The sequence below is a fragment of the Antarctobacter sp. genome (assembly GCF_034670325.1).
In the GTDB taxonomy this organism is placed as follows: domain Bacteria; phylum Pseudomonadota; class Alphaproteobacteria; order Rhodobacterales; family Rhodobacteraceae; genus Antarctobacter.
This window is the reverse complement of sequence record NZ_JAXMNR010000005.1, coordinates 252305-266046: the sequence shown is the minus strand read 5'-3', so window position 1 is coordinate 266046 and position 13742 is coordinate 252305. Positions and strand designations below refer to the sequence as shown.

The following is a 13742-nucleotide window of genomic DNA, read 5'->3' as shown; positions in this document are numbered from 1 at the left end:
GGGTCAGAGTCCGAAACGGGAGTAATGCAGCAGGCCCCAGGCGGTCAGTTCGCGTTCCAGCCGCCCCCAGAGATCGGCAAAGCGCAGCGGGTCCATCTTTGTGACTTCGCGGATTTCGGCAAGGCTGCGGCGGTTGTTGATGGCGGCCATCAGCGGCGCGCAATCGCGCGGAATGCGCATCTGCACATCGGCCTCTTTCAGGGTGATCGGCAGCGGGCGACCCTGCGCCACCGCCTGTGCCGGTTTGCGCATGTCGCTGGTGGGGGAACGCGGGATCAGGCTTTGCCTTGATCCGCGCGCGATGGGGCGGTCCTCATCGGCGGGCACAAGATAGCCAAGGTGCTTTTTCATCGTGCCGCGCAGCTTTTCCGCCAAGGCCATGGCGGTGGCGTCGTCCATATCCTTGGGCCGGTCGGTGATGCGCGCGAGATCATAGAGGCCCGGCGGCAGCAGCGATTGCGTTTTCCAGCCCGTCCGCTCCAGCGTGCTCAACAGGCGGGGGATGTCAAACGGCGTGTCCTGACCGTGCAGCAACAGGTCATAAAAGCCCGCATCGCTTTGTTTGTGGTCGGTGACATTGCCGTTGGCGGCAAAGGGGTGGCCCTTGTGCAGGTTGCCGACGAGTTTTTTCGCCTTGGCCAGGCGCGCCTGCGGGGCCATGCCGTCGAACAACGTGCCAAAGGCCTCTTGCAGCGCATAGATGCCGGAGCGGCCATAAGGCGCGTAGACCATGAACCCCATACCGCCACCGGGGGCAACGGCGGCGCGGAGCGCGGCAAAACCCGCATCCGGATCCGGCAGGTGGTGCAGCACCCCGCAGCAGTCGATGTAGTCAAAGGGGCCATGATCGGGCGCATCCAGCAGGCTGCCGGTGAGAAAGGTGATGCCGGTCAGGCCGCGCGCCTTGGCCCGCGCCTCTGCGATTGCGCGCGAGGCTTTGGACAGGTCCAGATAGGTGATCTCATAGGGCGCGCCCGCACTGGTCATCATCTGGGCGATCTGGATCAGCGCATCGCCGGTGCCGCCCCCCGCCACCAGCACGCGCAGGGTCTGCGACCAGTCGCGCTGGCCCTGAAACAGGTAGTGGTCCATTTCCAGCGGATGTGAGGGTGAGCCGGTGATCAGGCGCTTTTTCTCGTCCGCCGGGTCGCGTTCCGGGTAGGGATAGCTTTCGTACTGTTCCTTGACCGATACCATGCGTGCGTCTCCCTGAGGTTGGAAAACGGTTTGCCCAAAAGGGCGCTGGGGGACAAGTGTTAAGACGGGTCTTGCGGCAGGGCGGATCACCGGCGCTTGGCGATCTCCAGCCGGGTGTCGAGCAAGGCAATCTCACGGATCAGCCCGGCGCGGGCGGTGCGGTCATGCGTGTCGCGCAGGCGTGCGCGAAGGTCGGCCAGATCGCGGATCAGGGCGACCACCTCTGGCACCGCGCCGTTCTCTTTCAGGATGCGGGTCAGGACGGCGTTTTCCGGGTCGTCGCAGGCGGGCAGGGGCTGGCCCGCGCCTTCGAGTTTGTCGAAGGCCCCGTCGCGTTCTGCAGCCTGTATGCGGGCGTTTATGAGGTCGATCAGCGGGTGGTCCATGGCCAAAATCAATGCCACAAAACCGAAGGTGATGGAAGAAAGGTCGCGCCGGCGCTATGGCGGCGACAGCGCGAAGCGGCCTGGCCGTTCCAAGGTGCTGGAAAACGCTGCGTCACGGGTTTGATGCCGCCGCGTCCCTATCTCTTGCGCGAAGGGGCAAAGGCTCACAAACTGGTCGGCAATGAAAAAACGGGGAGGAGAGACGCCCATGACCTATTCGGGAATGGACGATCGCAATGCAATCGAGGCCGAGATACCTTGGGCGGAGCGGGATATTCCGCCGACGCTGTGGGGGCAGTTGGCGCGCACGGCAGGGCGACATCCCGACCGACCGGCGGTCAGCTATCAGCTTCTTTCCGGGCCGACCGACAAGGCCGAAACCCTGACTTGGGCCGAGGTGCAGGCGCAGACCGCGCAGGCGGCGAACCTGTTTCGCAGCCTTGGCGTGGGCGAAAACGACGTCGTCGCCTATGTTTTGCCCAACTGTAACGAGGCGATTGCCGCACTGCTGGGCGGCGCTGTGGCGGGGATCGTGAACCCGATCAACCCGCTGCTGGAGCCGGAACAGATCGCCTCGATCCTGCGCGAGACGGATGCCAAGGTGGTGGTCACGCTCAAGGCGTTTCCCAAGACCGACATCGCGCAGAAAATGGCCGAGGCAGTGCGCAACGCGCCGCATGTGCATACGGTGCTGGAGGTCGATCTCAATCGCTACCTGACCCCGCCCAAAAGCTGGATCGTGCCGCTTGTGCGGCCCAAGAACCCGGGCAACCATCACGCCGACATCAAGGATTTCCGCAAGGAAATGGCCAAGCAGCCCAAGACGCTGGCCTTTGCCGACAGCACGGCAAACCGGGTGGCCGCCTATTTCCACACCGGCGGCACGACGGGGATGCCGAAGGTGGCGCAGCACACCTACGAGGGGATGCTGTACAACGGCTGGCTGGGCGATACGCTGCTGTTCAATGAGACCGACAGCGTGATGTGCCCGCTGCCGCTGTTCCACGTCTTTGCCTGCCACGTCATCCTGATGGCGATGGTGTTTTCCGGCGCGCATGTGGTGTTCCCGACGCCTGCGGGCTATCGCGGCGAAGGGGTGATGGACAACTTCTGGAAGCTATGTGAGCGCTGGAAGACGACCTTTGTGATCACCGTGCCGACGGCGGTGTCGGCGCTGATGCAGCGCAAGGTGGATGCGGATATCTCGTCTATCAAGACGGCGTTTTCCGGCTCTGCCCCGATGCCGATGGAACTGTTCAAACGGTTCGAGGCCGCCTGCGGCGTGACAATCTGCGAAGGCTATGGGTTGACAGAGGCGACCTGCCTCGTCGCGGTAAACCCGGTGGATGGCGAAAAGAAGATCGGCTCTGTCGGGATCTCCTTTCCCTATACCGATATCCGGATCATCCGGATGGTTGAGGGTGAGCCGGTGGAATGCGGCGTCGACGAGATCGGTGAGATCTGCGTGTCCAACCCCGGTGTCCTTGCGGGCCGGACCTATACAGAGGCGGCCAAGAACGCGGATCTGTTCCACTATGGCACGCATCTTCGGACCGGCGATCTGGGGCGCATGGATGCCACCGGGTATCTCTGGATCACAGGGCGCGCCAAGGACCTGATCATTCGCGGCGGCCACAATATCGACCCGGCCGAGATCGAAGAGGCGCTGCTGGGGCATCCGGCCGTCGCCTTTGCGGGCGCGATCGGCCAGCCCGATGCGCATTCGGGGGAACTGCCCTGCGCTTTTGTCGAACTGGTGGCCGGGGCCGAGGTCACCGAAGAGGCATTGCTGGAACACGCGCGCATCCACGTGCATGAACGCGCAGCACACCCCAAGCACATGACCATCCTGCCGGAACTGCCCAAGACGGCGGTGGGCAAGGTGTTCAAGCCTGACCTGCGCAAACACGCGATCACGCGCGTCTACAATGGCGCGCTGGAAAAGGCGGGCTGTGCCGCGCGCGTGGTATCCGTGATCGACGACAAAAGTCGGGGTCTGGTCGCTCAGGTGCAGGCGAATGGCGCGACAGAGGCGGATATTGGCGCGATCCTTGGCGATTTTGTCCGACCGTGGGAGCCGGCAGAAGCGTAAATCGCGGTGCAGTAAACCGCTGTGCGTCAGTGAGATATGACAGGGTCAATGGGCGTCGGGGCAAACCCCGTCGCCTGTTCCAGCCGACGGGCGACCTGTAGCAGGCGTGCCTCACCCCGGGGCGGGCCGATCAGTTGCAGCCCCACCGGCAGGCCGCGCGCGTCGCGGCCCACGGGCAGCGACAGCGCGGGCAGGCCACACACCGTCGCGAGAAAGGCAAAGCGCAGCCAGTCGATATAGTCCCGGCTGGGGTGACCTGCGATCTCGGGCGGGTATTCGATCTCGACCGGCAGCGGTCCAATCCCGGTGACAGGCCCCGCCAGCACATCGCAGGTTTCAAAGACGTGCCGCATACCGTCGTAAAGGCGGGCGCGGATGAACTGGGCCTCGGCGATGTCATCGACCGTGAGCGCGCCGCCTTCGGCGATATTCTGGCGCAGCGTGGTTTTGTAGCGGTCGGATACGACGCTGGGCGTGGTGCGGAACCCGGTCCACATGCCCAGCCCGCGCAGGGTGCGAAAGGCGGTTTCCGTGCCGGTTGTGTCGGGCGCGGCCTCGACCACCGTCACGTCCGGCGCTTGCAGGCGGGTCAGGGCATCGGACAACAGCGCGGCCATTTCCGGCTCTACCGGGGCCAGCCCGCCAAGGTCTGGGGCATAGCCGATGCGGATGCTGCCCGCGTCAGAACGGCATGTATCCAGATAGCTTTGCGCGGGGGCCGGGAACGAAATCGGCGAAACCGCATCCCACCCGGCCATCGCATCCAGAAATAGCGCGCAATCCTCGACCGTGCGGGCCATTGGTCCCTCGACCCCGAAGGCGTTGAACCCGTCTTTTCCCGGGCTGGCAACAATGCCCGGGGAGGGGCGCAGCCCGACGATGCCGCAAAAGCTGGCCGGGGTGCGGAGAGAACCGCCCAAATCCGATCCCTGGCTTAGCCAGACCTCTCCTGCGGCCAAGCCCGCTGCCGCCCCGCCGGACGACCCGCCCGCGTTCATCGCCGTGTTCCACGGGTTGCGGGTGGCTCCGAAGACAGGGTTGAAGGTATTGGCGCCTGCGCCCATTTCGGGCGTGTTGGTTTTGCCGATCACCACGCCGCCGCAGGATTCCAGCCGCAAGACAGCAGGGTCAGAGGTCTGTGGCACATTGTCAGCAAGAGCAGGCGTTCCAAAGGTGGTGCGCACGCCCTGTACCGGCATCAGGTCCTTGATCCCGATGGGTAGGCCAGCCAGCAGGCTTGCCGGATCAACGGCGGCAGCGGAGTCGCGCGCGCGGTCCGGGCAAAGCGTGACGATGGCATTTATGGCGGGGCTTGTTGCAGCGATGCGCGACAGGCTGGCCTCTATCAGGTCCAGCGGGCTGACCTCGCGCCTTTTCAGCAGGTCAACCACAGCACAGGCGGTCAGCCGGCACAGGTCGGGCCCGGTGAACGGCGGGTCAGCAGCGGCCATTGGGCTGGGCGCAGAAGATGTCGTACAGCAGGCCGATCACCCGGCTCGTGTTTTCGTCTGCAAGGCTGTAGTAGATCGTCTTGCCGTCGCGCCGGGTTTGCACCAGTCCTTCTTCGCGCAGGCGCGCCAGCATCTGACTGACCGCAGCCTGCCGGATGCTCAGCAGGTCTTCGAGTTCGCCCACGGATTTTTCGCCAGACCCCAGATGGCACAGGATCATCAACCGGCCCTCATGCGCCAGCGTCTTGAGAAAGGCGGCGGCGTGTTGGGCGTTGGTTTGCATCTCCTCCGGTGGAGGCGGCAATTTTCTCAGGTCTTCCATGGGACTCGCGATTTGTTCTTTCACAACAATATAGACGCCCCTTTTCAGAATTGCGAGATCATGATTCGGTCGCCGGTGCTCCGCCCTGAAAGGCGTTGCCGTTTGCGTAATCACAAGGCGCATCCTGCATTTGCAGGTGCAAACCGTCGCCGGTGTAGGGATGCGCGCGGGCCAGATCCTCATCCACTTCGATGCCAAGACCGGGGGCCTGCGGGGCGGCGACATAGCCGTTGTCGACCTTGATCGCGCTTTTGATCAGGGCGGCGTGGAACGGGGTTTCGATGGTCTCGGCAATCAGCAGGTTGGGGATTGAGACGGAGAGCTGAATGTTCGCGGCCCATTCGATGGGACCGGCATAGAGATGCGGCGCCATTTCGGCGTTAAAGCTTTCGGCAAGTGCGGCCAGCTTGCGCATCTCCCAGATGCCGCCCGCCCGGCCCAGCGCCGGTTGCAGGATCTTGGCCCCGCCGGTGCGCAGCAGGGCGGCAAATTCGGCGCGGGTGGTCAGCCGCTCGCCGGTGGCGATGGGGATGCGGACGGCGCGGGCGACCTCGGCGAATTCCAGCAGGTTGTCGGGCGGAATCGGTTCCTCGAACCAGAGCGGCAGGTAGGGTTCCAGCGCCTGCCCCAGACGGATCGCACCTGCGGTGTTGAACTGACCGTGGGTGCCGAACAGCAGGTCGGCGCGGTTGCCCACGGCCTCACGTATGGCCTTGCAAAAGGCGACGGACATGGCGATGTCTCGCATGCCCGGCTGGTGGCCGCCGCGCATGGTGTAGGGGCCTGCGGGGTCGAACTTGACCGCCGTATAGCCGCGTTCGACACAGTCCAGCGCGGATTCTGCGGCCATCTCGGGCGAGGTCCAGAAGTCGTCCATGCCGTGTTTGGGCAGCGGGTAGAGATAGGTATAGGCGCGCACGCGCTCGTTCATCATGCCGCCCAGCAAGGCCCAGACTGGGCGGCCCCGCGCCTTGCCCAGAATGTCCCAGCAGGCGATTTCCAGCCCGGAAAAGGCCCCCATGACCGTCAGGTCGGGGCGCTGGGTAAAGCCCGAGGAATAGGTGCGGCGGAACATGCGTTCGATGTTCTCGGGGTTTTCGCCGTCGAAATAGCGGGCAAAGACGTCTGCGATTACCGCGCGCATGGCGTCGGGTCCGACGGATGCGGCGTAACATTCGCCCCAGCCGGTGATGCCGTCATCGGTGGTCAGCTTCACGAGGATCCAGTAACGCCCGCCCCAGCCGGGGGCGGGGGGCGCTGTGACGATGATGTCGAGATCGCGGAGTTTCATGGCGGGCCCTCCTGCGGGAGTGATGTTGGACGCAGAGACGGATTTTCGGCGAAAATCCGATTCACGGTTGGTCGAACAGGATCACGTTGCGGCGCGCGCCGCCACCCTTGGTATCGGCAATCGCCTCGTTGATCTGCTCCAGCGCCCAACGGCCCGAGACCAGCTCATCCAGCTTCAGCCGCCCCTGGCGGTACAGATCGGCCATCCACGGAATGTCACGCTGGATCACCACGTCGCCCATTTTGGAGCCGACCATCTGCTGACCCATAAAGGCCTGCACCACCGGCTCATAGGTGGCCATGGCACCGGAATGGGGCATTCCGATCATCACCATGCGCCCGCCCCAGCCGAGATAGCGCAGCGCCTGATCATAGGCAGGGATCGCGCCCACAGTCACTGCCACCACATCCGCGCCTCGGCCCATGATGTCTGTGGCGGTCTTCCACGGGGCGCTTTCGCTGGCCAGAACGCCGTCGGTGGCCCCAAAGGCGCGGGCGGTTTCCAGTTTTTCCTCGCTCATGTCGACGGCGATGATGCGGCGGGCCCCGCCGATGCGCGCGCCCTGAATGGCGTTGAGCCCGACGCCGCCGGCGCCGATCACCACCACGTCGTCGCCCGGGCGCATCTTGCCCGCGTTGATCACCGCGCCGATGCCGGTGATCACACCGCAGGCCAAAAGGCAGACCGCCTCTGCCGGCATATCTTGTGGCATGACGACGACCTGGCTTTGGTCGACGACCACCTTTTCAGCGAAGGCACCGCAGAACATCGCCGGGATCACCGGGGTTCCGTCGGGGCGGGTCAGCACCGGGTCGGAGCGACGGTCGCCGATGCAGATGGTGGGTTTGCCGCCCGCGCAATTGGGGCACGTGCCACAGGCGCGGATCAGGGTGACGACGACGCGATCGCCCTCTTTCAGGTCGCTCACGCCGCTGCCTAGGGACGTGACGTGGCCTGCGGCCTCATGGCCGTAGACGGCGGGCAGGTCGCCGCCCCACGCCCCTTCGGCATATGAGATGTCGGAATGGCAGATGGCGACCGCCTCCAGCGTGACCTCGATCTCTCCGGCGCCGGGCGCGCGGAGGTCAAGTTCTTCGATCTGAAGGGGCGCGTCGAAGGCGGTACAGACCGCAGCGCGAATGCGTGGCATGGTGGAACTCTCCCCGTGTTTGGGCTGACCCTGAGGATGGGCTTGGCCCGTCGCCCGTCAGAAACCGACATGATGCCTGTCGGTTACGGTTTTTTACGTTACGACAGGCGCGCGACGTCGCCAGACAAAAAGCATCAGCGCGGCTAGCACAAGGACCATCGCCACAAGGAAAGGCGCACCGGGCCACGGCGTGACCCTTTCAGGTGCGGTGGCGGTGGCGAAAACCTGAGCCATCAGCGCCGGGGCCACCATCATGGCAACCGCTATGGTCGAGGTCAGGACGCCTTGCAGCGCGCCCTGTTCGTCGGGGCCGACGCGCTGGCTGAGAAGGGCCTGCTGCGCCGGGGCATAGGTCGCGCCCAAAGCGGCGACAGGGGCGAAGAACAGGATCAGCGTGCCGTTTGTCACCATGCTCAGGGCGGCAAAGCCCAGCGCCGAGACGGCCAGCCCCATGGCGGCGGTGCCGCGTTCGCCCAAGGCCTGTAAGATCAGGCCCATCAGCCCGCCCTGAACGACGGCAAAGGAGACCCCGAAGATGCCCAGCGACAGGCCGATCATGGCGGGCGACCAGGCGAATTGCGCCTGCGCGAAAAACGACCAGATCGCCGGATAGGTGCCAAAGGCCACGTTGTACAGGAAATAGACCACCAGCGCGCGGCTCAGGCCGGGCAGGCGGTTGAGGGCGCGGAAGGCCCCGAACGGGTTGCTGCCGCGCCATGTGACGGGGCGGCGGTTTTCGGTGGCATGGGTTTCGGGAAAGGTCAGCGCGCCCAGCAGCACGCCCGCGCCGCAAAGCATCCCCGCCGCCCAGAACGGCGCGCGCGTGCCCAGTTCCGCCAGCACGCCGCCCAGCACCGGGCCAAGCACAAAACCCAGACCAAAGGCGGCGCTGATCAGGCCAAATCCGCGCGCGCGGTGCCCCGGCTCTGACAGGTCGGCAATGGCGGCGCTTGCGGTGGACTGCGTGGACGAGGCGAAACCGCCGATCATCCGCGCCAGCACCAGCATCCACAGCGTGTTGGCCAGCGCCAGAACAACATAGTCCATGACCATGATCGCCAGAGTCCCCAGCAGCACGGGCCGCCGCCCATAGGCATCGGACAACCGGCCCATGAACGGGGCAAAGAGGAACTGCATGGCGGCAAAGATGGTGCTGAGGACCCCGCCGATCAGCGCCGCATCGGACAGTGGCTGGCCGGTGACGTCCCGGATCAGGTCCGGGATAACGGGCAGGATCAATCCTATTCCCATGGCGTTCAGCGTCACCGTGGCCAGCAGGAACACGACTTGCGGGCGCATGGCGCTGTCAGGCCGTCAGGGCGGCGACAGCCGTGGCGAAATCGCGCGCCTCAGCCGGGGCGGTGCCCATCTGGGTGGCCGGATCGAACAGGGTTTGCGGCAGGTCGGGATGCGCCGCGCGGGCGACCTCGGACAGCGGGCGGCCGCTGGCGATGGCCTCTTTGCACAGCGTCTTGGACAGGGCCTGTGCCTCTGGCCGGGGCATGGTTTCGGCCAGTGCAAAGGACAGCGCCTCTGCCATCAGCAGCCCGCCGGTGGCGTCCAGCGTGGCCCGCATCGCCTTGGCGTCCGGACTCAGCGTTTCGGCAAGGTCCTGAGCGTGTGTCAGAGCGGCGGCGGAGCTGAGCACCAGTTGCGGCAGGCAGAGCCATTCTGTGAACCACGCAGCGCCGTCGCGCTGTTGGCGGTGCAGGCTGGCACCCTGCAAGGTTGCGTCCAGCCCCTGCGCGTGACGGGCCAGCGCCACCAGCGCCGAGGGGGCCACCGGGTTTTGCTTTTGCGGCATGGTCGAGGACGCGCCGGAATCGCCAAGACGGACCTCGGAGATGCCGCTTTGGGTGGCAAGGATCAGATCCTCGCCCATCTTGCCAGCGGCCAGCGCGGTGCGCGTGAACCATCCCGCGATGGACAGGATCGGGGTGCGGTCGCTGTGCCAGCTATGGCCGGGATCGCTCAGCCCCAACCCATCTGCCATCAGGGCGCGCAGGCCGGCCGGGTCCGACCCAAGGGCCGAGCCGGTACCGGCCGCCCCTGACAACGAGACACGCAGCGCGGTGTCGCGCAGGGCGGGCAGGGCGTTCAACGAGTCCATGAGGGGCCAGCCCCATGCGGCGACCTGCGCGCCAAAGCTGGTCGGAGTGGCGTGCTGGCCATAGGTGCGCGCGGCCATCGGGGTTGTTGCGTGGTCGGTGGCCAGCCGCGCCAGTGCGGTCAGGGTGGCGCGCAGGCGGTTCTCCTGCTGTGCCAATGCCTGCCGCAGGCGCAGCATCAGCCCGGTGTCCTGAATGTCCTGTGACGTCGCGCCCCAATGCAGATATTGCGCGTGTTCCGGCGCGCCTATCGCGGCGCGAAAGGCGCTGACAAAAGCGGGGGTGGTCACGCCGTTCTGGCCCGTCGCCTCGGCCAGTTGCGCCGGGTCGATCTGGCATTCGACGCTGGCACGCTGGATCGCGGCGGCGGCGGTTTCCGGGATCACACCCTGCTTTGCCTGTGCCTGCGCCAAGGCCGCCTCCACCAGCATCATGGCGCGGATTTCTGCACTGTCCGAGAACAGGCGCGCGGTGTCGCCGGTGGCAAAGAGGCGGGTCAGGTGGGCGCTGTCAAAGGGCGTGGCGGGCATGGGCGGTCAGGCTTTCACAAGGGTGTCGATGGCGCGGGCAAGCGCATCGGGCATGGAAAAGAAGGGCGAATGACTGCTGGGCAGTTCGGTCACGCGGGCGGGGTCAAACCGGGACGCCATCACGCGCTGAAAGGCAGGCGGGATGGCGCGGTCCTCGGCGCAGACGATATAGCTGCGCGGCAGCGCGCGGGAGTTTTCAGTGATTTCGACGGGCGTGGCAGAGGCCGCCGCCGACTGCGGGCAGATGTGATCCAGCGCGAAGGCGACCGCCTCTGGCGGGCAGTCGTGGTAGAAAAGGTCAGCGGACATATGCGGGTCAAAGGTAAAGCTGAGCCGGTCTTCGGCCAAGCGGATCGCGGGCAAAAGCGGCTGTTCGTCGGCCTCCATCCGCATTTGCGACAGTCCCATTTCGGGCCACGGATCATAGGCGCACAGGTAGACCAATCCGGCTATGTTCGACGGGTCCATCTCGGCGGCCAGTGTGATCGCGTAGCCACCCATCGAATGCCCGACAAGAATGGTTGGCCCGTCCAGCGCATCAAGGATCGCACGACCGTAGTCCTCTAGCGTGACCTCGTTCACCGGGGTCTGATCATCGCCATGAGACGGCAGGTCTATGGCGCGCACCTCGTGACCAAGCGCGGCCAGCGCGGGCAGCGTGTCGCGCCAGCACCATGCGCCGTGCGACGCGCCGTGGATCAGCAGGATGCGCGCCATCGTGTCAGGTCGCGCCTTGGGATTTGAGAAAGGCAGAAAGGATGGCTGCGTATTCCTCGGGCTTTTCCACGCATGGCAGGTGGCCCGCGCCCCGGATCAGTTGTTTTTGCGCGCCGGGGATCAGGTCGGCGGTCTCAAACACAAGGTCGGGCGGGGTCGAGCCGTCTTCGGACCCGGCAATGGCCAGCGTCGGCAGGCGCAGCCCGCTGGTGGTAGAAATGAAATCCGTACCGGAAATGGCGGCGGCGCAGCCGGTCCAGCCCATCGCAGGCGTGCGCAGGAACATGTTGCGCCATGCCGGGAACTCTGGGTCCGCATGGAACGGTTTGGAGAACCAGCGATCCATCGTCGGGTCCACGACCGAGGCGAGGCCACCCGCGTTCACTGCCGCGATCCGGTCGTCCCACATGTCGCGGGTGCCGATCTTGGCCCCGGTGTTGGACAGCACCATGGCACGCACCAGATCCAGCCGCTTGGCCGCAAGGCCCTGCGCGATCATCCCGCCGATGGACAGCCCGACAAAGACCACGTCTTTGAACCCGGTATGTTCCATCAGCTTTTCGGTATCGGTGACCAACGCGCCCATGCTGTAGGGGCCGTCTGGCACATCCGACAACCCGTGCCCGCGCTTGTCAAAGCGCAGGATGCGCAAGCCCGCAGGCAGCAGCGGCAGGATTGCGTCCCAAAGGCGGAAGTCGGTGCCAAGAGAATTGGCAAAGACCACCGGCATCCCGTCCTCGGGGCCGGTGACGCTGTAGTGCAGGCGCAGGTCGCCGAATTGAGCCAAGTGCATTTGGTCGTGCCTCCCTTTGGCGTTTGGTTTAGCGCGTGGGGGCGGTCGGCAAAAGGGACCTTTTCGACATCCCCCTTGTCAGCGTCCGTAAAGCGTATCGAGGGGCAGGATACCTCCGCGAATTCCCTCTGAATCGGCGCGTTTGGCCGGGATGGAGTTGAGATTGGCGTCAATGAACTGACCAAACTCAACATCATATCCGCCGACGATAAAGCCGCCCGGCGCAGGCGTTTTTGTCATCTCAACCCGGCAGTATTGTTGCGACCCGGCGCTGTGCCAGCCGGGCACCCAATAGCCAAGACCGCTGAGCACAGCGAAATAGGTTTCAGGGCGATTGCCGTGCGGTGGAAGGGTGCGGCGCTTGTGGATCGTGAGGTCCTCTGGACCCAGAGTGGTTTTGGCCTCGGCAACTTGGACCAGTTCGTCGAAGTCATACCCCTGCGAGACGAAACTGTGACGGTAGGTCAGCGTATGGCTGTTGGCGCAGATCCGCCGTGTGAGGGCGTCCAGAGATGCTTCGGTGTCGGGAAAAACGGCTGTTCGCTCTGGGTCCGGCCAGAGTTCTATTCCAAGGATTCGGGCCTCGCCCACCGTTTTGACATGGCGCATCTGGTCGGCTGGCGTTCCGAACAGCAGCGCCAGCAATTCCTGTGGTAACGCCGGGTCGAGCGCGTCCGCATACATGTAAGAGCGGTCGGACAGAAGCTTGGCCACCCGAAGTGCGACGCCAAAAACCTCGGCATCCGAGGCGGCGGACCCGGTCCCGTCGCGGATGAAGGGCGAGTGGAAGCCAAGCCGCGCGCCCGGTTCCAATTGGCGGCTGATATAGGGACTGTTGGCCCCGAATGCCTCTCCGAACATAAATAGAATGGCGCAGGACGAGAGGCACTCATCGCCTGAGCGGACTCGGGTTCCGCCGTAATAGGCGTCCCGCGACACCTTGATGAAGTCGAGTACCTCCGCCAGCGAGCCGCCGGGGCTGTTGAGGCAGATCCGCGAGAAATAGCCGTCGAGCAGGCCACGCTCCAGAGCGCCAGTCAGGTCGCCTTTTTCGATGACGCCCTCGAATTCCAAGGCGCAGTCACCGGGCGAGGCCGGGTCGAGTGTTCGCCAGGTTCCGGCGTGTGCGGCGGAAGCCACGGTCAAAAGAACACAGACGGCGAGACAGCCAAGACGTGCGGACATGAAAAGGGCCTGTCAGTTGAAAACGACAGGCCCAGAGTGCCGGGGGAAGGCCCCGCGGCGCAATCTTTTCCTGACGCTCAGGCGATCTCGACCAGTTCGATGTCGAATGTCAGGTCCTTGCCAGCCAGCGGGTGGTTGGCGTCCAGCGTCACGACCTCTTCGGTCACCGCGACCACGGTCACCGGCAATACCTGACCGTCGGGGGCCTGCACCTGCAACTGGGTGCCAAGATCCAGCGGGATATCGGCGGGGATTTCCGTGCGTGGCACATCCTGACGGGCGTCGGGATTGGTCGGGCCATAGGCCTCGTCGGCGGGCACGGCGACGGTTTTCTTGTCGCCTGCGACCATGCCGGGGATCGCCTTTTCCAGACCGGGGATGATCTGACCTTCGCCGACAGTGAATTCCAGCGGGTCGCGGCCTTCGCTGGAATCGAATTTTGTGCCGTCCGTCAGAGTGCCGGTGTAGTGAATGCGCACGGTGTCGCCGGATTTGACCTGCGTCATGGGGGAACCTCGAT

14 protein-coding genes are annotated in these 13742 nt (G+C 65.1%); 2 read left to right on the top strand and 12 right to left on the bottom strand.

Translation table 11 applies throughout. The features are described 5' to 3' along the window. Positions 1-3 precede the first annotated feature (3 nt). Both VOI21_RS14445 and VOI21_RS14440 read right to left on the bottom strand, forming a co-directional pair. On the bottom strand, positions 4-1197 hold the full coding sequence (locus tag VOI21_RS14445; RefSeq protein ID WP_323770639.1) for a class I SAM-dependent methyltransferase: 1194 nt from the start codon (positions 1195-1197) through the stop codon (positions 4-6). Between the two features lie 86 nt (positions 1198-1283). Then, a complete protein-coding gene (locus VOI21_RS14440; protein WP_323770638.1) occupies positions 1284-1583 on the bottom strand; it encodes a DUF1992 domain-containing protein in 300 nt (99 codons plus the stop codon). On the opposite strand from VOI21_RS14440, the gene VOI21_RS14435 reads away from it, so the two are divergent. Together VOI21_RS14435 and VOI21_RS14430 are read left to right on the top strand one after the other, a co-directional pair. Then, positions 1582-1707, top strand: a complete 126-nt coding sequence (locus tag VOI21_RS14435) for a hypothetical protein (RefSeq protein WP_323770637.1) — start codon at positions 1582-1584, stop codon at positions 1705-1707. The genes VOI21_RS14440 and VOI21_RS14435 overlap by 2 nt on opposite strands. Before the next feature lie 84 nt (positions 1708-1791). Continuing rightward, complete coding sequence (locus VOI21_RS14430; RefSeq protein ID WP_323770636.1) at positions 1792-3675, top strand: acyl-CoA synthetase; 1884 nt, start codon at positions 1792-1794, stop codon at positions 3673-3675. Positions 3676-3701: 26 nt separating this feature from the next. On the opposite strand, the gene VOI21_RS14425 is transcribed toward VOI21_RS14430, so the two are convergent. The 10 genes from VOI21_RS14425 to VOI21_RS14380 all read right to left on the bottom strand — a co-directional run bounded on the left by VOI21_RS14425 (position 3702) and on the right by VOI21_RS14380 (position 13728). Beyond that, complete coding sequence (locus VOI21_RS14425) at positions 3702-5126, bottom strand: amidase (protein ID WP_323770635.1); 1425 nt, start codon at positions 5124-5126, stop codon at positions 3702-3704. After that, the gene (locus VOI21_RS14420; protein WP_323770634.1) at positions 5113-5409 is read right to left on the bottom strand and encodes a metalloregulator ArsR/SmtB family transcription factor; all 297 of its coding nucleotides are present in this window, start codon (positions 5407-5409) and stop codon (positions 5113-5115) included. The genes VOI21_RS14425 and VOI21_RS14420 overlap by 14 nt, the downstream gene beginning before the upstream one ends. A gap of 97 nt (positions 5410-5506) precedes the next feature. Continuing rightward, positions 5507-6739 carry a mandelate racemase/muconate lactonizing enzyme family protein gene (locus tag VOI21_RS14415; protein ID WP_323770633.1) on the bottom strand — a complete coding sequence of 411 codons (1233 nt, stop codon included), beginning with the start codon at positions 6737-6739 and terminating at the stop codon, positions 5507-5509. Between the two features lie 61 nt (positions 6740-6800). Further along, positions 6801-7889, bottom strand: a complete 1089-nt coding sequence (locus tag VOI21_RS14410) for an alcohol dehydrogenase catalytic domain-containing protein (RefSeq protein WP_323770632.1) — start codon at positions 7887-7889, stop codon at positions 6801-6803. Positions 7890-7982: 93 nt separating this feature from the next. Further along, complete coding sequence (locus VOI21_RS14405; protein WP_323770631.1) at positions 7983-9188, bottom strand: TCR/Tet family MFS transporter; 1206 nt, start codon at positions 9186-9188, stop codon at positions 7983-7985. 7 nt (positions 9189-9195) lie between these two features. Next, the gene (locus VOI21_RS14400) at positions 9196-10527 is read right to left on the bottom strand and encodes a lyase family protein (protein WP_323770630.1); all 1332 of its coding nucleotides are present in this window, start codon (positions 10525-10527) and stop codon (positions 9196-9198) included. Between the two features lie 6 nt (positions 10528-10533). Beyond that, positions 10534-11244, bottom strand: coding sequence for an alpha/beta fold hydrolase (locus VOI21_RS14395; protein ID WP_323770629.1), 711 nt, complete (start codon positions 11242-11244; stop codon positions 10534-10536). Positions 11245-11248: 4 nt separating this feature from the next. After that, positions 11249-12037: a 3-oxoadipate enol-lactonase gene (pcaD, locus tag VOI21_RS14390; protein ID WP_323770628.1), complete on the bottom strand. Its 789-nt coding sequence runs from the start codon at positions 12035-12037 to the stop codon at positions 11249-11251. Positions 12038-12115: 78 nt separating this feature from the next. Then, the gene (locus tag VOI21_RS14385) at positions 12116-13222 is read right to left on the bottom strand and encodes a hypothetical protein (RefSeq protein WP_323770627.1); all 1107 of its coding nucleotides are present in this window, start codon (positions 13220-13222) and stop codon (positions 12116-12118) included. A gap of 77 nt (positions 13223-13299) precedes the next feature. Then, positions 13300-13728: an FKBP-type peptidyl-prolyl cis-trans isomerase gene (locus VOI21_RS14380; protein ID WP_094033412.1), complete on the bottom strand. Its 429-nt coding sequence runs from the start codon at positions 13726-13728 to the stop codon at positions 13300-13302. Between the last annotated feature and the right edge of the window lie 14 nt (positions 13729-13742).